Origin of the sequence: Piscinibacter defluvii (genome assembly GCF_004011805.1) — a bacterium.
GTDB lineage: Bacteria > Pseudomonadota > Gammaproteobacteria > Burkholderiales > Burkholderiaceae_C > Piscinibacter > Piscinibacter defluvii.
In genome coordinates this window covers 352,917-370,645 of the sequence record NZ_RCHJ01000006.1, presented here as the reverse complement: position 1 = coordinate 370,645, position 17,729 = coordinate 352,917, and the positions used below count along the sequence as shown (strand labels likewise).

Annotated in this window: 14 protein-coding genes; 4 read left to right on the top strand and 10 right to left on the bottom strand. The window is 71.2% G+C overall.

Annotation, left to right across the window (positions count from 1 at the left end; translation table 11 throughout):
* Window positions 1–8 precede the first annotated feature (8 nt).
* From atpG to D9C15_RS19375, 3 genes are read left to right on the top strand one after another with little or no spacing between them, the layout of a single operon-like run.
* A complete protein-coding gene (gene atpG, locus D9C15_RS19385; RefSeq protein WP_128000098.1) occupies window positions 9–887 on the top strand; it encodes a F0F1 ATP synthase subunit gamma in 879 nt (292 codons plus the stop codon).
* A gap of 27 nt (window positions 888–914) precedes the next feature.
* Window positions 915–2,330 (top strand): F0F1 ATP synthase subunit beta, encoded by a 1,416-nt coding sequence (gene atpD, locus D9C15_RS19380; protein ID WP_128000097.1) that lies wholly within the window; start codon window positions 915–917, stop codon window positions 2,328–2,330.
* A gap of 9 nt (window positions 2,331–2,339) precedes the next feature.
* Window positions 2,340–2,756 carry a F0F1 ATP synthase subunit epsilon gene (locus tag D9C15_RS19375; protein ID WP_112189221.1) on the top strand — a complete coding sequence of 139 codons (417 nt, stop codon included), beginning with the start codon at window positions 2,340–2,342 and terminating at the stop codon, window positions 2,754–2,756.
* Window positions 2,757–2,771: 15 nt separating this feature from the next.
* Here the strand turns inward: D9C15_RS19375 and D9C15_RS19370 are convergent, their stop codons facing one another.
* Entirely contained in the window at window positions 2,772–3,764 is a 993-nt protein-coding gene (locus D9C15_RS19370; RefSeq protein WP_128000096.1) for an AEC family transporter, read from the bottom strand.
* A gap of 43 nt (window positions 3,765–3,807) precedes the next feature.
* Window positions 3,808–4,134, bottom strand: coding sequence for a hypothetical protein (locus tag D9C15_RS19365; protein ID WP_205854842.1), 327 nt, complete (start codon window positions 4,132–4,134; stop codon window positions 3,808–3,810).
* 244 nt (window positions 4,135–4,378) lie between these two features.
* On the opposite strand from D9C15_RS19365, the gene D9C15_RS19360 reads away from it, so the two are divergent.
* On the top strand, window positions 4,379–6,424 hold the full coding sequence (locus D9C15_RS19360; RefSeq protein WP_128000094.1) for an ATP-dependent helicase: 2,046 nt from the start codon (window positions 4,379–4,381) through the stop codon (window positions 6,422–6,424).
* On the opposite strand, the gene D9C15_RS19355 is transcribed toward D9C15_RS19360, so the two are convergent.
* The 8 genes from D9C15_RS19355 to D9C15_RS19320 form a co-directional block, all read right to left on the bottom strand.
* Window positions 6,411–7,214: a LytR/AlgR family response regulator transcription factor gene (locus D9C15_RS19355; RefSeq protein WP_128000093.1), complete on the bottom strand. Its 804-nt coding sequence runs from the start codon at window positions 7,212–7,214 to the stop codon at window positions 6,411–6,413. The genes D9C15_RS19360 and D9C15_RS19355 overlap by 14 nt on opposite strands.
* Window positions 7,211–8,554, bottom strand: a complete 1,344-nt coding sequence (locus D9C15_RS19350; protein ID WP_128000092.1) for a sensor histidine kinase — start codon at window positions 8,552–8,554, stop codon at window positions 7,211–7,213. Before D9C15_RS19350 ends, D9C15_RS19355 begins: the two co-directional genes overlap by 4 nt.
* A gap of 98 nt (window positions 8,555–8,652) precedes the next feature.
* The gene (locus D9C15_RS19345) at window positions 8,653–10,101 is read right to left on the bottom strand and encodes a DUF1501 domain-containing protein (RefSeq protein WP_240668469.1); all 1,449 of its coding nucleotides are present in this window, start codon (window positions 10,099–10,101) and stop codon (window positions 8,653–8,655) included.
* Window positions 10,098–11,684, bottom strand: a complete 1,587-nt coding sequence (locus D9C15_RS19340) for a DUF1800 domain-containing protein (protein ID WP_240668468.1) — start codon at window positions 11,682–11,684, stop codon at window positions 10,098–10,100. The genes D9C15_RS19345 and D9C15_RS19340 overlap by 4 nt, the downstream gene beginning before the upstream one ends.
* 467 nt (window positions 11,685–12,151) lie before the next feature.
* Window positions 12,152–13,642 carry a VWA domain-containing protein gene (locus D9C15_RS19335; RefSeq protein WP_128000091.1) on the bottom strand — a complete coding sequence of 497 codons (1,491 nt, stop codon included), beginning with the start codon at window positions 13,640–13,642 and terminating at the stop codon, window positions 12,152–12,154.
* Window positions 13,639–15,015 (bottom strand): AAA family ATPase, encoded by a 1,377-nt coding sequence (locus D9C15_RS19330; RefSeq protein WP_128000090.1) that lies wholly within the window; start codon window positions 15,013–15,015, stop codon window positions 13,639–13,641. The genes D9C15_RS19335 and D9C15_RS19330 overlap by 4 nt, the downstream gene beginning before the upstream one ends.
* A gap of 34 nt (window positions 15,016–15,049) precedes the next feature.
* On the bottom strand, window positions 15,050–17,050 hold the full coding sequence (locus D9C15_RS19325) for a TRAP transporter large permease (RefSeq protein WP_128000089.1): 2,001 nt from the start codon (window positions 17,048–17,050) through the stop codon (window positions 15,050–15,052).
* A complete protein-coding gene (locus tag D9C15_RS19320) occupies window positions 17,047–17,670 on the bottom strand; it encodes a TRAP transporter small permease subunit (RefSeq protein WP_128000088.1) in 624 nt (207 codons plus the stop codon). Before D9C15_RS19320 ends, D9C15_RS19325 begins: the two co-directional genes overlap by 4 nt.
* Window positions 17,671–17,729 lie beyond the last annotated feature (59 nt).

Here is a 17,729-nt window from a genome sequence, read left to right as displayed (position 1 = left end):
TCCTGACCATGGCGGTCGGCAAGGAAATTCGCGGCAAGATCAAATCGGTGGAGAACACCAAGAAGATCACCAAGGCCATGGAAATGGTCGCCGCCTCCAAGATGCGCAAGGCGCAGGAGCGCATGCGCGCGGCGCGCCCGTACAGCGACAAGATCCGCAACATCACCGCGCACCTGTCGCAGGCGAACCCGGAGTACCGCTCGCCGTACATGCGCACCGGCGGCACGGCGAAGAAGGTCGGCTTCATCGTCGTCACGACCGACAAGGGTCTGTGCGGCGGCCTGAACACCAACGTGCTGCGCGCCGTCACGAACAAGTTCCGCGAGCTGCAGGGCGCGGGCGTGGCGATCGAGACGGTGGCCATCGGCAACAAGGGCTTCGGCTTCCTGAACCGCATCGGCGCCAAGGTGGTGTCGCACGCGGTCCAGCTCGGCGATGCGCCGCAGCTCGAGAAGCTGATCGGCCCGGTCAAGGTGATGCTCGACGCCTTTGTCGGCGGCCAGCTCGACTCGGTCTACCTCTGCTACACGCAGTTCATCAACACGATGAAGCAGGAGCCCCAGGTGCAGCAACTGCTGCCGCTGTCGGCCGGCGACCTGCAGCAGACCGAGGAAGAGAAGCGCCAGTACGGCTGGGACTACCTGTACGAGCCGGATGCCGCGACCGTGATCGACGAGCTGCTGACGCGCTACGTCGAGGCCCTGGTCTACCAGGCGGTGGCCGAGAACATGGCCTCCGAGCAGTCGGCCCGCATGGTGGCGATGAAGGCCGCGACGGACAACGCCGGCAACCTGATCGCCGAACTCAAGCTCGTCTACAACAAGACGCGCCAGGCCGCGATCACGAAGGAACTTTCCGAGATCGTCGGCGGTGCCGCAGCCGTCTGACCAAGAGATTCACAGAGGATTCCGAACATGCAAGCGAATCAACAAGCCCAGGGCAAGATCGTCCAGTGCATCGGCGCGGTCATCGACGTGGAGTTCCCGCGCGACCGGATGCCCAAGGTCTACGACGCGCTGAAGCTCGAAGGCTCGGCCCTGACGCTGGAAGTGCAGCAGCAGCTCGGTGACGGCGTCGTGCGCACCATCGCGCTGGGTTCCACCGACGGCCTGCGCCGTGGCCTGATGGTCACCAACACCGGTGACGGCATCAAGGTGCCGGTGGGCAAGGCGACGCTCGGCCGCATCATGGACGTGCTGGGCAACCCGATCGACGAGCGCGGCCCGGTCAACGCCGAGCTGTACAGCACCATCCACCGCCGTGCGCCGGCCTACGACGAGCTGTCTCCGTCGCAGGAGCTGCTCGAGACGGGCATCAAGGTGATCGACCTGATCTGCCCGTTCGCCAAGGGTGGCAAGGTCGGCCTGTTCGGCGGCGCCGGCGTCGGCAAGACCGTCAACATGATGGAGCTGATCAACAACATCGCCAAGGCGCACTCGGGCCTGTCGGTGTTCGCCGGCGTGGGCGAGCGCACCCGCGAGGGCAACGACTTCTATCACGAGATGAGCGACTCCAAGGTCGTCGTGCAGGAGAACCTGTCCGAGTCCAAGGTGTCGATGGTGTACGGCCAGATGAACGAGCCGCCGGGCAACCGCCTGCGTGTCGCGCTGACCGGCCTGACGATCGCCGAGTCGTTCCGCGACGAGGGCCGCGACGTGCTGTTCTTCGTCGACAACATCTACCGCTACACCCTGGCCGGCACGGAAGTGTCCGCGCTGCTGGGCCGCATGCCGTCGGCGGTGGGCTACCAGCCGACGCTCGCGGAAGAAATGGGCCGCCTGCAGGAGCGCATCACGTCGACCAAGGTCGGCTCGATCACCTCGATCCAGGCCGTGTACGTGCCGGCGGACGACCTGACCGACCCGTCGCCCGCGACCACCTTCGCCCACCTGGACTCGACCGTCGTGCTCTCGCGCGACATTGCCGCGCTCGGTATCTACCCCGCCGTGGACCCGCTGGATTCGACCAGCCGCCAGATCGACCCGAACGTCGTCGGCGAGGAGCACTACACGACGACCCGCGCCGTGCAGGCCACCCTGCAGCGCTACAAGGAACTGCGCGACATCATCGCGATCCTGGGCATGGACGAGCTGTCACCGGAAGACAAGCTGGCCGTGGCGCGCGCGCGCAAGATCCAGCGTTTCCTGTCCCAGCCCTTCCACGTTGCCGAGGTGTTCACCGGCACGGCAGGCAAGTACGTGCCGCTGAAGGAAACCATCCGCGGCTTCAAGATGATCGTCAACGGCGAGTGCGACGCGCTGCCCGAGCAGGCCTTCTACATGGTCGGCACGATCGACGAGGCCTTCGAGAAGGCCAAGAAGCTCCAGTAAGGACGCACCATGGCCACCATCCACGTCGATGTCGTCTCCGCCGAGGAGAGCATCTTCTCGGGCGAGGCGAAGTTCGTCGCGCTGCCGGGTGAATCCGGCGAGCTCGGCATCCTGCCGCGCCACACGCCGCTGATCACCCGCATCAAGCCGGGTGCGGTGCGCATCGAGCGGGCCGACAACGGCGAGGAGGAATTCGTCTTCGTCGCCGGCGGCATCCTCGAGGTGCAGCCCAACGTCGTGACCGTGCTGGCGGACACCGCCATCCGCGGCCACGACCTGGACGAGGCCAAGGCCGCCGAGGCCAAGAAGCTCGCCGAGGAGGCGATGCGCAACGCCAAGAGCGACATCGACCTGGCCAAGGCCCAGAGCGAGTTCGCCGCGATGGCGGCCCAGCTGGCGGCGATCGCCAAGCTGCGCAAGAAGTGACCAGCGCGGAGGCACTCAGCCTCTGCGCACCCCGAAGGCCCAGGCGATCGCCGAGAAGGTGACGAACGCCAGGGCGGTCGAGGCCATGATGATGCGCGTGATGCGGCCGTTGTCGGCCCCGTAGCGCTCGGCCAGGATGGCCACGTTGCTCGCACTGGGCAGCGCCGCGTTGAGCACCAGCACCAGCAGCGCGAAGGACGACACCTCCGCGCCCGCCGCGTTGGCGAGCACGCCACCGGCCAGCATCAGCAGCGGGTGGATCAGCAGCTTGACCAGCGCCACCGGCAGGTAGTCGCGCAGCGGCGTGCGGCTGTGGGCGTGCTGCTGGGCGCGCCACAGCACGGCGCCGATCGTGAACAGCGCCACCGGCGTGGCCGCATCGCCGAGCATGCGCACGATGTCCTTCACGGCCTGCGGCTGCGGCAGCCCGGTCGCGGCCACCAGCGCGCCCAGTGCGATGGCCCAGGGCAGCGGGTTGGAGAACGCACCGCGCATCGCCCGTGCGATGCTCGGCAGCAGCGCCTCGCGCGTGGCGGTCTCGCTGGCCGGCCGCAGCTGGGCCAGCGCCAGGCACAGCGAACTGGTGACCACCAGGTCGATCAGGATGCAGCCGATCAACGGGCCGGCCACGCGCTCGCCGAGCAGCCCGATCAGCAGCGGGAAGCCCATGAAGCCCGAGTTCGGGAAGGCCGCGACGAGCGCGCCGAAGGCGGCGTCCTTCATCGTCACGCCGGGGCCGTCGGGCCGCTGACGCAAGGTCAGCGCGATCGTGAACAGCACCATCAGGAGCGCGCCGCCGAGGTAGATCGCGATCAGCACCGGGTCCAGCAGCTGCGCCAGCGGCATGCTCGAACCGAAGCGGAACAGCATGCACGGCAGCGCGAAGAACAGGACGAATCCGTTCAGCCCGGGAATGGCCGATTCGGGGAGCATCCCGCGCTGAACGGCGACGTATCCCAGCAGGACCAGCGCGAAGAACGGAAAGGTGACAGCCAGGATCGCCTGCATGCCACCAGTATCGCAGCGCCCGGCACGCGGCGCGGCGCGGGCCTCAGCCTACCAGGGCCTCGTCCAGCCGGCGCAGGCGCTCGCGTGCGGTGCGTTCGCCGAGCTGGTGGGCGATCGCATCGAACAGCTGCGCGCGCAGGTGCTGGATGTCGCGCCGGTCGCGCGCATGCAGCAGGGTCACGCCGATCACGTGGCGCTGCGCGGCCGGCAGGTCGGCCACCAGTTCATGGCACAGGGAGCGCAGCCGTTCGAGATCGTCGACGCCGGCGGAACTCTGGAAATCGAGGCCCGGGCGGGCGAGCCGCAGGGCCTGGTCGAGGGTGCGCTTCCAGCGCGGGACAGACGGCGTGGGCATGGAGCGATGGATCATCAACATGTCGTGTGCCTCTCGTCGCATGTGTCGTGCACATGCTCGGGCTTGTGGGTCCGGACGACAGTGTGCGACGTGGGCTGCGCGCGCCAAAGCGCTTGGGCCAACGGAATCGGCACCAGGACCAAACATGACACTGTGATGGCCGTGCGTGTCGGCGCGGGCGCCACGCCCGCGTGAAATCTGCACAGCGCCCCGCCGCTATCATGGCCCGCCCCGCAGCCCGCCCCGACGCCCGCGCCCCGTGTCCGACAGCCCCGCATCGCTCAACCCGGCCCAGCTCGAGGCGGTGCACCACCTGAAGGGGCCCTGCCTGGTGCTGGCCGGCGCCGGCTCGGGCAAGACGCGCGTCATCACGCACAAGATCGCGCGGCTGCTGCAGGCCGGCCACGAGCCGGCGCGCATCGCGGCCATCACCTTCACCAACAAGGCCGCGGCCGAGATGCGCGAACGGGCCCGCGCGCTGGTCGGCCCGCGCGCGAGCAAGCCGCTGGTGATCAGCACCTTCCACTCGCTGGGCGTGCGCCTGCTGCGCGAGGAGGGCGCGCGGCTCGGCCTGAAGGAGCAGTTCAGCATCCTCGACAGCGACGACGTGCTCGCCACGCTGAAGGATGCCGGCGGCAGCAACGACAACACGCTCGCGCGCCGCTGGCAATGGACCATCAGCCTGTGGAAGAACGCCGGGCTCGCGAGCGGCCAGGTCGAGCCCGCGAACGACGACGAACGCGTCGCGCAGCGCGTGATGCAGCGCTACGAGGAGCGCCTGGCGGCCTACCAGGCGGTCGACTTCGACGACCTGATCCTGCTGCCGAAGAAGCTGCTCGAGCGCGACGCCGAGGCGCGCGCCAAGTGGCAGGACCGGCTGCGCTACCTGCTGGTCGACGAGTACCAGGACACCAACGCGATCCAGTACGAGCTGCTCAAGCTGCTGGCCGGAGAGGCGGCGAACTTCACCGCGGTGGGCGACGACGACCAGAGCATCTACGGCTGGCGCGGCGCGACGATCGACAACCTGCGCCGCCTGCCGAGCGACTACCCGGCGCTGAAGGTCATCCCGCTGGAGCAGAACTACCGCTCCACCGGCAGCATCCTGCGCGCCGCCAACGCGGTGATCGCGCACAACCCGAAGCTGTTCGAGAAGAAGCTCTGGAGCGCCTACGGCGACGGCGAGCCGGTGCGCGTGCTCGAGTGCGACGGCGAGGAGCACGAGGCCGAGCGCGCCGTGGCGATGATCCAGTCGCGCCGTGGCCAGGGCGGCAACGTGGCGTTCAGGGACTTCGCGGTGCTCTACCGCGCCAACCACCAGGCCAGGGTGTTCGAGAAGGCGCTGCGCAAGGCGAACATCCCCTACAAGGTGTCGGGCGGCCAGAGTTTCTTCGATCGCGCCGAGATCAAGGACCTGTGCGCCTGGCTGCGCCTGCTGGTCAACCACGACGACGATCCCGCCTTCCTGCGCGCCGTCACCACGCCCAAGCGCGGCATCGGCCACCAGACGCTGGCGAGCCTGGGCGAGTTCGCGTCGAAGTGGAAGACGAGCCTGTACGAGGCGCTGTTCGCCGAGAGCCTGGGCACCGCGATCAACAACCGCGCGATCGGCTCGCTGCACGAGTTCGGCCGCTTCGTGAACGACCTCGAGTACCGCGCCCGCCACACCGAGGGCGCCGAGGACGCCAAGGCGCTGCTGCTGGGCTGGCTCAAGGACATCGGCTACGAGCAGCACCTGCTCGAGGGCGAGGACAGCGAGAAGCTCGCCGCCGCGCGCTGGGGCAACGTGCTCGACTTCGTCGACTGGATCGCCAGGCGCTGCGGCGGCGAGATCGAGAACGACGGCGGCCTGACGGTCGAGAGCGAGAAGAAGAGCGTGCTCGAGGTGGCCCAGACCATTTCGGTGATCATCAGCCTGGCCGAGCGCGGCGACGAGCAGGACGTGGTCACGCTCTCGACCTTGCACGCCGCCAAGGGCCTGGAGTGGCCGCACGTGCTGCTGTCAGGCGTCAACGAGGGCCTGCTGCCCTTCCGCAGCGAGGACGAGGAGATGACGCCGCAGCGCCTGGAGGAGGAGCGGCGCCTGATGTACGTGGGCATCACGCGTGCGCGCGAGACGCTCTGCGTCAGCACGCTGCGGCGCCGCAAGCGCGGGCGCGACACGGTGCAAGGCGTCCCCAGCCGCTTCATCGCCGAGATGAAGCTGCACGAGGTGCAGCAGAAGGAAGACCCGCGCGCCAAGCTGAAGGCACTGCGCGAGGCGGCAGCCGCCCGCGCGGCGCAGGCCGCGCCTACATCCCCTTGAACAATCCCGCGAAGCTGCGCGAGACCTCGAGCTTCTGCGGGTGACCCTTCACGCTGACGATCTGCCGGCCGCGCAGGTCGCGCGTGACGCCGCCGATCGCCTTCACGTTGACCAGCGTCGAGCGGTGGATCTGCCAGAACAGTTCGGCGTCGAGCTCCTCCACCAGCTCCTTGATCGGCTTGCGGATCAGCGCCTCCACCGTCGCAGTCTGCACACGCGTGTACTTCTCGTCGGAGATGAAGAACAGCACCTCCTCGACCGGGATCATCTGGATCGCCGGGCCGACGCTGGCCTGGATCCACTTCAGCCGCGCCGGCGCCGCGGCGGGGCCCTGCGCGGCCAGCTGCTGCAGCAGCCGCTGCAAGTTCGGCGCCGGCGGCGCTTCCGGGCCGGCGTGCGCGGCAAGGCGGCGCTTCAGCCGCGCCACCGTCTGCGCCAGGCGCTCGCGTTCGGCCGGCTTGAGCACGTAGTCGGCCGCGCCCTGCTCGAAGGCCTGCACCGCGTACTCGTCGTAGGCGGTGATGAAGACGATCTCGCAGCCCGGCCAGCCCTGTGCCTCGTCGTCCACCGGCAGCTGCAGGATGTCGCGCGCGGCTTCGAGCCCCGTGCGACCGGGCATGCGGATGTCGAGGAACACGACGTCCGGTCGGTGCTGCTCGACCAGCTGCAGCGCCTCCAGGCCGTTCTTCGCCTCGGCCACGATCTCGAGTTCCGGCCAGGTCTCGGCCAGGCGCGCGCGCAGCTGCTCGCGCATCAGGCGTTCGTCGTCGGCGATCACGGCAGTGGTCATGAGGGAGGGACCTCGTTGGTGTGCGCCACATAGGGTACCGTGATCGTCACGCGCGTGCCGCAGGGCTGGTTCGCCGTCACCGTCAGCGCGGCCTTGCCACCGTACAGCAGCGCGAGGCGCTCGCGGATGTTGGTCAGCCCGATGCCGGTGCCGGCAGTCGCCGCCTGGCCGAAGCCGACGCCGGTGTCGGCCACCGTGACGGCCAGCTTGCCGTGCACGATCTCGGCCTTCACCGCCAGCGTGCCACCCTCGGGCTTGGGCTCGAGGCCGTGCTTGATCGCGTTCTCGACCAGGCTCTGGATCATCATCGGCGGGAACTCGGCCGAGCGCAGGCCCTCGGGCACGTCGATCGAGGTGGCGAGCCGGTCCTCCATGCGCACCTTCAGGATCTCCAGGTAGGGTGCGATCACCGCCATCTCGCGGCCGAGCTCGCGCACGCCGTTGCTCGCCGTCTCGCGCATGCTCGGCATGCTGGCGCGCAGCAGCGCGATCAGGTTCTTCTGCATCGCCGAGGCGCGCGGCGGGTCGGTCTCGATCAGGTGGTCGATCGAGGCCAGGGTGTTGAACAGGAAATGCGGCTCGACCTGCGCCTGCATCGCGGCCATGCGGGCCTCGACCACCTGGCGCTTGAGCTGCTCGGCCTCGGCCGTCTCGGTGGCCTGGGCGGCCTTCACCTCGGCCTGCATCCGGCCCTTGTAGGTGACCTTCAGGACCGCCGACATGAGGATCCACAGGAAGGCGAGTTCGGGCAGCGACTCGCCGAAGGTCGGGCGTGGCGGCGCGCGGCGCGGCGTGATCACGGTGGTGTCGCCCTCCTCGCGCATCTCGATGGCCGTCTCGCGCGCGTCCTCGATGGCGGCCTTGATGTCCTCGCGCGCCGCCTCGATGGCCTCGCGCACCTCCTGGGTGTCCGCGCCGGGCGGCACCTTGATCTGGATGCCGTCCGGGCCGATCTCCAGGCCGGCCGACGAAGCCGCGGCACCCGGTGCGGCGGGCTGGATGCGCACCCCGCTCTTGTCGATCGAGATCTCCACGCCGCCGTGCGCCGCGCTCGCGCTGCGCTGCGGGCGCGTCGCGCCGGCGGCCGGGGGAGCGGGCGGCGGCGGCACCACGACGACCGGCTCGGCGCGCATCCAGCCCGGCACCGGCCAGCTGAAGGGCGGGAAGTTCTGGGCGATCCCGCTGCCGACCAGCAGCAGCAGCGCCAGCAGCACGAACTGCCACCAGCTGATGCCCACCAGCCAGCTGCCGTAGGCGTGGAAGGCGCGCAGCCAGGTGGGCTGTCGGCCCGCCGGGGGCGCAGCGGGGGGCAGTGGCGGGGCAGGCGGGACGCTGGACATGGGCGCGACTGTACGGGCCCCACCGTGCCGCGGCGAGCAGGCTGCGACGCGCTGACCGGCGCGCCGGACAGGCTGCGCCGGCGCGCGACGAAGCGGCGCTACACGAAGCCGAGCGTGCGCGCGCTGCCGAAGTTGCGCAGGTTCGGCAGCACGCTGTCGAGCTGCGCGTCGCTGGCGCCGAACCAGGCGAGCAGGGTCGCCGCGTACTGGTCCACCGCCGTGGTCGGAATCCAGCGGCCCTGGCGCTCCCAGCTCTCGACGCCCACGTCGTCCGGCCCGCCGAGCGCGAGCGCCGGGTAGGTGCCGTAGGTCTGGCCGCCGCGCACCGCGCCGCCGAGCACCAGGTGGTGGTTGCCCCAGGCGTGGTCGGTGCCGTTGCTGTTGTTGGGTGCGAAGGTGCGGCCGAAGTCGCTCTGGGTGAACAGGGTCACCGCGTCGGACAGGCCGAGCGCCTTCATCGCGTTGTGGAAGGCCGCCAGCGAGTCGCCCACCGACTTCAGCAGCGCGGCATGCGTGCCTTCCAGCACGCTGGCGCCGATCTGGTTGCCGTGGGTGTCGAAGCCGCCGAGCTGGGCGAAGAAGATCTGCCGGTTGCCCTGCACCGTGGCATTGCCGTGGATCAGCTTGGCCACCTGGTAGAGCTGGCGCGCCAGGCCGGGCACGACGTTGCCGTTGGAGATCAGCGCGGCGAACGCCGTGTCGATCGCCGCCACCGAGCCGGCCTGGCCGGGCAGCACCTTGACCAGGGCGCCGAGCCGCTCGGAGACGGCGAAGGCGTCGCGCTGCATCGTGGCGTAGGCCTCGGCGATGTCGTTGTCCTGCGCCTGCTGGTAGATCGCGCGCAGCGCGGTGGCGCGCGCGACGATCGGGGCGTAGTTCAGCCGCCAGGCGTCGGTGCCGAGTTCGTAGGCGCCGAAGGTCGAGCCCGGGCCCGGCAGCACCAGCGGCGCGCTGCGCGTGGACAGGCCGAAGCGCCCGTTGCCGCCCACCGAGATCACCGGGTTGACGGTGGCCAGCGCCTCGGCCGCGCGCCCGCCCCAGCCGGTGCGCGTCAGTGCGTCGGTGCTGCCGGTCTCCCACAGGATCTGCTGGTCGCTGTGCGAGAACAGGCTGTCGGGGATGTCTTCCGAGCTCTGCGCGGCGTTGCGGTACTGGTCCTTCGTGAGCGGGCGGAACAGCGGGCCGACGTTGAACACCGGTGCCAGGCGGCCCTCGGCCCAGGCCGGTGCCAGCGCGGCGAGCGAGGGGTGCAGGCCGTAGCCGCTCGTGCCCAGGCCGACCAGGCTGCCCTGCGGCAGCGCGAGCGCGCCGCGCACCGCGGCGTACTCGCCCCAGCGCGTGGTGTCGGTCGGCACGATGGTGTTCAGGCCGTCGTTGCCGCCGTACAGGAACACGCACACCAGGGCCTTGTAGTCGGCCGCGCGCGCCGGGCGCGACGGGGCGAGCAGGTTGGCGAGCGTGCCGGCACCGAGCGTGGCACCGGCCAGGCCGGCGAGCTTGAGCCAATGGCGTCGTTGCATGGCGTTGCCCTCGATCGTGGGTTTCATCGCTGCACCTGGAAGGCAGGGGTGGCGAACACCAGGTAGACCGCCTGGCGCACGCGCTCGGTGCGCCAGGTGGCGCCGTTGTTGGCCTGCGTGAAGGCCTGCACCGCGGTGACGATCGCGTTGCGCGTGCCGGCCGGCAGCGCGGCGCCGGTGGCCAGCACCGAGAGCCGGTCGACCAGCTTGCCGGGGTCGTCGGCGTCGGCCTCGAAGGGCTGGGTGTTGATCGAGGTGCCGAAGGCGCCGGGCACGCCCGCCGTGGCCGTCGAGCCGCCCCACCACAGCAGGTAGGTCAGGAAGTTCAGCCGCTCGAGCGCCGAGTTGGCGTTGTGGATGCCGAAGCTCGGGCCCACCAGCGTGCTGCCCGGGATCGGGTAGTCGGGCGGGTAGAAGTTGAACACCGAGGGCGGCCGGAACACATGCTGGCGCAGCGTTTCGCCCCACCACCAGGCGAGCGCCTCGCCGTCGCTGCGGCCGTTCAGCGCGCGCAGCACGGCGGTGAAGGTCAGCACCGGCTCGCGCAGCTTGCCGGCGCGGCGTGCCGGCGTGTCGCCGCGTGCCTCGGCGTCCAGCAGCACCGCGGCCACGGTGGCGGCCAGGTCGCCGCGCTGGCCGCTGCCGAAGAGCTGGCCGCCGCTCGTGTAGCGGCCGGCGTTGAACACCGCCGCCACGCGCTGCACGTAGGCCGGGCTCGGGTTGCTCGACACCAGGTGCTGGATCAGCTGCTTGCCGACGAACGGGCCGATGTTGGGGTGCTGCATCAGGCTGTCGAGCACCTTCTCGAGCGCCTGCGGCGCCGTGTTGTTGGCCGGCACCGAGACGCCCGCCAGCAGCGTGCGCGCGGCGCTGTCGTGGTAGGCCGCCGCGGGCACCATGTCGCCGCCGTAGTACTGGCAGTTGGTGCCGCTGGGCCAGCAGCCCCAGGAGGTGGCGCCGCCGGCCGGATAGGTCCAGCCGGTCAGCGCATAGGCATAGGCGCGCACCGTGTCGTTGTTGTAGGTCGGCGCGCAGCGGCCGCCCTGCAGGCTGCCGTCGGCATTGAGCAGGCAGGTGCCGAGCGAGAACAGCTGCAGCAGCTCGCGCGCGAAGTTCTCGTTCGGCGCCGCCTTGTCGTTGTTGGCGTTGTTCAGGAAGTCGCCCATCACCGGCGACAGCGCCACCTTCTTCAGCACCTGGCGGTAGTTGCCGAACGCGTTGTCGAGGAAGGCGTTGTGGTAGTTGCGCAGGCCGTAGGTGCCCTCGACCTCGAGGTTGTTGACGACCAGGATCTGCTGCAGCGCGAAGGCCACGCGCTGGCGCAGCTGGTCGGCGTTCTGCGTGGCGTTGCGGTAGAAGTCCCACACCAGCGGCTGGCTCGAGTACCAGTCGCGCCAGCAGTTCGCGCCGGCGTAGGCCGGCAGGTCGCAGAAGCCGGTGGCCTGGGTGTTCTTGTGGATCGCATCGCCGTTGCCCAGCGTGTAGCGCGAGGCGGACAGGTTCATCTGACCGGCGATCCAGGGCGCGGCCCCCTGGGCGCGGATCTCGGCGATCAGCGGCTCGGTGGCCCCGAAGCTGGCCTGGTCCGCGAGGCGGTAGGCGTCGCGCACGCTCAGCGGGCCGGGCGCGGGGGCCGGCGCAGGAGCCGGGGCAGGTGCGGGCGCAGGTGCGGGCGCAGGAGCCGGTGCAGGCGCCGGCGCAGGCGCAGGCGCAGGCGCAGGCGCAGGCGCAGGCGCAGGTGCGGGTGCGGGTGCGGGTGCGGGTGCGGGTGCGGGTGCGGGTGCGGGTGCGGGTGCGGGTGCGGGTGCCGGCGCGGGTGCGGGCGCAGGTGCCGGGGGCCCGCCGGTGGGTGGCGAGGACGACTCTCCGCCGCCGCAGGCGGCGAGCAAGGTCGCCGAGCCGGCGGCCGCAAACAGCATCCGCAACGACATCGGGACGGGGTGGTTCTTCTGCCGCATGACTGCCTCCCTGTGCGGCGCCGTGCGCCGCAGCGGCACGAACGATGCCCGAGCGGCGTCACCCCGCGTGTCGAACTGTGTCGCCGCCGGCTGCGCGGCCCGGGCCGCGCAGCATCTGGTCACGGCTTGCCGGGGCGCCGGGCCGCGGTGGCGGCGGCGTGCGGGCGCAGCGCGTTCGGGAAGTACAGTGCCGTCAGGCTCGCGGTGTGCACCGGCACGAAGGCCTCGCGCTGCGGCACCGCATCGCCGTAGCGGCGCCAGTCGCGCAGCCAGAACACCTCGTCGCAGCTGTCGAGCAGGCCGAGCGTCTCGCGGTCGCCGACCAGGATGCCCTGCACGCGCAGGCCGAGCGTGCGGCGCGCGTCGTCCAGCGCGGCCAGCGTGGCCGGGGTGCAGCCGAACTCGCCGTCGCTGACGATCAGCAGGTCGGCGCTGCGCCAGCGTGCCTCGTGCACCCGCGCGACGGCACGCTCGATCGGCGCCTGCACGTCGGTGCCGCCGTCGAACGACTGCCCGAGCAGTTCGAACAGCGCGTCGAGCCCGGCCGCCGGGTCGCGCTCGTCGCGCAGCTCGCGCTCGACCAGCTCGCCCGGTCCGCCGAAGGCGATCAGCAGGCAGCCGCGCCGCTCGCGCTGCGCCACGCGCAAGGCCTGCAGCACCGCCGCCTTGGCGATGTTCTCCGGCGCGCCGCGCATCGAGCCCGAGGTGTCGACCGCCAGGATCATCGGGCCGCGCTGCAGCGGCTGCGCCTCGTCGCGCGCGGCGGCCGGCGTGCGCCCCGACGGGTCCGGCACCCGCTCCACCAGCAGCGCCTCGCTCTCGTAGGTGAGCAGCCGGCTCTCGGCCAGGCGCGCGCGCCACAGCTTGTGCAGCACCGGGTGACGGATCTGCATCGCCTCGCTGCCGAGCATGCGCTCGAGCCGGCCCGAGTGGCGGATGCCGCGCAGCTCGCCCGGCGCGTCGGGCAGCCGGGTCACGCGTTCGGCCAGCGGCACGCGCGGCGCCGCCGGGCTGGCGTGCGGCGCCTCGGCCGGCGGGGCGTCGGGCGCGTGTTCGCTGCGCCCGAGCCGCTCGATCAGCGCGGCCAGCGGCTGCAGGTGCTCGAGCAGCGCCGCCAGCCGGCGCGCCTCCTGCCACTCGCGGGCGGCGAGCCGGCCGCGCAGCTCGTCCCAGCGCAGCGTGGCCAGGTCGCCCAGGTCGCGCAGCAGCGCGAGCTGCTCCTCCCAGCCGCTGGTCTGCACCTGCCACTCGGCGTGGAACTCGCCGGCCGCGCGCGCGATGGCCTCGGCGCGCGAGAGCGCCGGCTGGTGGTCGACGATGCGGTCGAGGTGCCACAGCAGCGTGCGCAGCACCTGCTCGGCCAGTGCCGGCACACCGCGCGCCAGCGCGGGCAGGCCGAGCGCGCCGATGCATGCGCGCAGCGGCGCGAGCGCCTCGGGGTCGGCGAAGTCGAGCGCCGCCGCGGGCAGCTCGCCGCGCTCGAGCGCCTCGGCCCAGGGGCGCAGCTGCGCCAGCCGGGCCTCGCTGCGGCCTGCCGAGCAGACCAGCGCCGGCAGCCACAGCGTGCGCGGCAGCGCCTCGAGCCGGTCGTACGGCGCGTCGAGGTTCATGCCCCCAGCGCGACCGGCTCGGGCACCGTGGCCGGCAGCTGCTCATCCTGCGGCAGCGCCGCGAAGCCGGCGCGCACCGCGGCCAGGCGATCGAGCAGCGCCTCGAGCGTGGCCAGCGTGGCCTGTCGGTTGGCGCGCAGCTGCTGTGCCAGCTCGGGCGGCAGCCACAGGCGCTTCGCCAGCGCGGCCTCGAGCGCGGCGAGCGCTGCGCGCAGCCCGGGCAGCGGCGCGCCGGCACGCCCGATGAGTTCGTCGAGCTGCGCGAGCCGGGCCGCGATATGCACCGGGCTCCAGCGCCGCCGCAGCTGCTGCTCCAGCGTGGCCGAGACGATGCGCAGCAGCCCGCCCTCGGCGCTGCCGCCGACGGCGCGCGCCAGCGCGAGCTTGCCGGCCGCATCGTCGCCGTCGTCGGCCGGGAGCGTGGCCTCCAGCTCGAGCTGCTTCTCGAAGGCCTCGACGGCGCGCGTGAGCCAGGGCGCGTCCTGCGGCTCGGCCTGCGCCGGTTCGCGCACGAACCAGTCCTGCAGCGCAGGCACCTGCGCCGGCTGCGCCGCGATCACGTAGGGCACCAGCCACAGGTCCAGCGGCTCGACCTGCGTGCGGCCCTCCAGGAAGGCGGCGCTGCGCAGCAGCCCGACCAGCTGGCGCCAGCGCCGGTCCGACACGACGATGCCCTGGGCGGCCGCGGCCCGGCGCAGCGCGTGCAGCGCCTCGATGCTGTCCGGGCCCAGCACCACCGCCTCGCGCGCGGCCAGCCAGCCGCGCAGCTCCTGCGGCGAGACCGGCTCGACGGCCGGCGGTGCGGCCGGCGCGAGCGTCAGCAGCGCGCCGAAGCTCGCCTCGCCGACCCCCGAGACCGGCACACGCACCAGGAAGCGGTCGAAGAAGGCGAGCAGCGCCTCCTCGCCCGGCACCTCGTTGCTCGCGCCGACCACGCTGACCAGCGGGGTGCGCTCGCGTGTCGGGCCGTTGTCGAACTCGCGTTCGTTGAGCAGCGTCAGCAGGGCATTGAGGATCGCCGAGTTGGCCTTGAACACCTCGTCGAGGAAGGCGATGCCGGCGCGCGGCAGGTAGCCGTCGACCAGGCGCTCGTAGCGGTCGTCCTCCAGCGCCTTCAGCGACAGCGGGCCGAACAGTTCCTCGGGCGTGGTGAAGCGCGTGAGCAGCCGCTCGAAGAACGGGCTGCCCGCGAAGCAGCGGTGCAGGCGCCGCGCCAGCTCGCTCTTGGCGGTGCCCGGCGGGCCGATCAGCAGCACATGCTCGCCGGCCAGCGCCGCCAGCAGCACCAGCCGCGCCGCGGCGCTGCGTTCCAGCAGGCCGGCTTCGAGGCCGGCGATCAGCGCCGCGACCCGGGCGCGCGAGGGAGCGTTCATGGGCCCATTCTCGCGCGCCGTCCTTCTCAGCCGCTTACTTGTAGAGCACCTGCGGCAGCCACATCCCGATCTCCGGGAAGATGTAGAGCAGGAAGATCGCCAGCACCTGGATGCCCATGAAGGGCAGCATGCCGGCGAAGATCTGGTTCAGCGTCACGTGCGGCGGGCTCACGCCCTTGAGGTAGAACGCCGCCATCGCCACCGGCGGGCTGAGGAAGGCGGTCTGCAGGTTCAGCGCGACGAGCAGGCCGAAGAACAGCGGGTCGACGCCGAAGTTGTCCAGCAGCGGGATGAAGATCGGCATGAAGATGACGATGATCTCCGTCCACTCCAGCGGCCAGCCGAGGATGAAGATGATCACCTGGCTGAGCACGAGGAACTGGGTCTTCGTGAGGTTCATCGACATGACCCAGCGCTCGACCAGCTCCTGCCCGCCCAGCAGCGCGAAGGCGGCCGAGAAGATCGCACTGCCGACGAACAGCCAGCACACCATCGCGCTGGTCTTGGCGGTGAGGAACACCGATTCCTTGACCATCTGCAGGTTCAGCTGCCGGTAGGCCGCGGCGAGCACGAAGCCGCCGAACGCACCGACCGCCGCCGCCTCGGTCGGCGTGGCCAGGCCGAAGACGATCGAGCCGAGCACCGCCAGGATCAGGATGACGAGCGGGAAGAAGCTCGCCAGCAGCATCTTGAACACCTCGAGGCGCTGGAAGCTGAGCAGCGCGTACAGGCCGACCAGCGCAGCCAGGCCGACGCCGAAGCCGATCCAGAAGCCGCGGCTGGCCGGCTTGCGCTCGGCCGCCGGGGCCGCCTCGCTGGCGCCGGCCGCACCGGGCTCCTTCAGCCCGCCGGCGCCCGGTGGCTCCTGCACCGCGCCGGTGGCACCCGGCGGCTCGCTCAGCCCGCTGGACGCGCCTGGCGGCTCCTTCAGCCCGCCGGCCCCGGGCGGCTCCTGCACCCCACCCGCGCCCGGCGGCTCCTGCAGGCCGCCGGCCCCGGGCGGCTCCTGCAGGCCGCCGGTGCTCGGCGGCTCCTGGACCCCGCCGCCGGGCTCGGCCAGCGCGCCGCTCTGCCTGGCGGCCACCGCCTCGCTCGGGCTGGTCGCGGCGACATAGGACAGCGCCGCCACCGCCGCGAACACCAGCGCCGGCAGCAGCGCGATGCCGAGCTGGCGCAGGATGTAGCCGGCCGGCACGCCGGCGTTGCGCGAGCCCTTCAGTGCCAGCAGCAAGGCCGGCAGCGCGCGGTTGGACACCGTCTCCGAGATGCGCTGCGTCAGCGGCGGCAGCGGCACGAAGCGCGCCTCCTCCGACAGCGGCGGCGCCAGCGACGGCTTCAGCTTGGCCAGGATGATCACGTACAACACGTACAGGCCGGCCAGCATGATGCCGGGGAAGAACGCGCCGGCGTACAGCTGCACCACCGAGACGCCGGCGGTCGCGCCGTAGACGATCAGCAGCACCGAGGGCGGGATCAGGATGCCCAGGCAGCCACCGGCGGTGATCGCGCCGGCCGACAGCCGCACGTCGTAGCCGCCCTTGAGCATCTGCGGCAGCGCGAGCAGGCCCATCAGCGTGACCACCGCGCCGACGATGCCGGTGGCGGTGGCGAACACCGCGCAGGTGAAGAGCGTGGCCACCGCCAGCGAGCCCGGCACGCGCGCCAGCATCAGGTGCAGCGAGCGGAACAGCTTCTCGATCAGGTTCGCGCGCTCGACAAGGTAGCCCATGAACACGAACAGCGGGATCGAGATGAGCACGTCGTTGCTCATCACCTTGAAGGCCGACTGCACCATCAGGTCGAGCGTCTTGGTGGTGTCCTCCTCGTAGGCGATCCAGGTGAAGAGCATGCCCATGCCCATCAGCGTGAACGCGGTCGGGAAGCCCAGCATGATGGCCACCACCACCAGGGCCAGCATCATCAGGCCGATGTGGCCGTTGGTGATCTTGTCGGCCGACAGCAGCATCACCGCCGTGCCGGCGATGATCAGCCCCATGATGATGAAGCCGAACCAGAGTTCCTTGCGGATCTTCACGGCTTGCTCCCCGCTTCGTGGGTGACGTACTTGTCCAGCGCGGCGATGTCCTCGTCCTTGACGTGCACCATCTCCTTGAGCTTGTCGACGTCGACCTCCTCCACGTCCTGTTCGCGCGAGGGCCAGTCGCCGTCACGCAGGCAGGTCGCGCAGCGCACGATCTCGACGATGCCCTGCAGCAGCAGCATCGCGCCGGCGAACGGGATCACGAACTTGAACGGGTACAGCGGCAGCGGCGTGGCGGAGAAGGTCTTCTCGCGGATCGCGAGCGCCTCGTTCGCGTAGGTCCAGCCCGCGTAGGTGAGCGCGACGATGCCCGGCAGGAAGAACACGATGTACAGCAGCAGGTCGATCGTGGCCTGCGTGCGCGGCCGGAAGAAGCCGTACAGCACGTCGCCGCGCACATGGCCGTTCTTCGAGAGCGTGTAGGCGCCGGCCATCATGAACAGCGTGCCGTACAGCATGATCTGGACGTTCAGGTTCCAGTCGTGCGGCTCGTTGAGCACGTAGCGCGAGAACACCTCGTAGGTGATCAGGAAGGTGAGCGCCACGATCAGCCAGGCGAAGGCCTGGCCGATCCAGGTGGACAGGCGGTCGACCGCCAGCAGGAGTTTCTGCATACGCTTTCCCCGGGCCGTTCAAACGAAGAGGCCACCGGCCGCATTGTCGACCGGTGGCC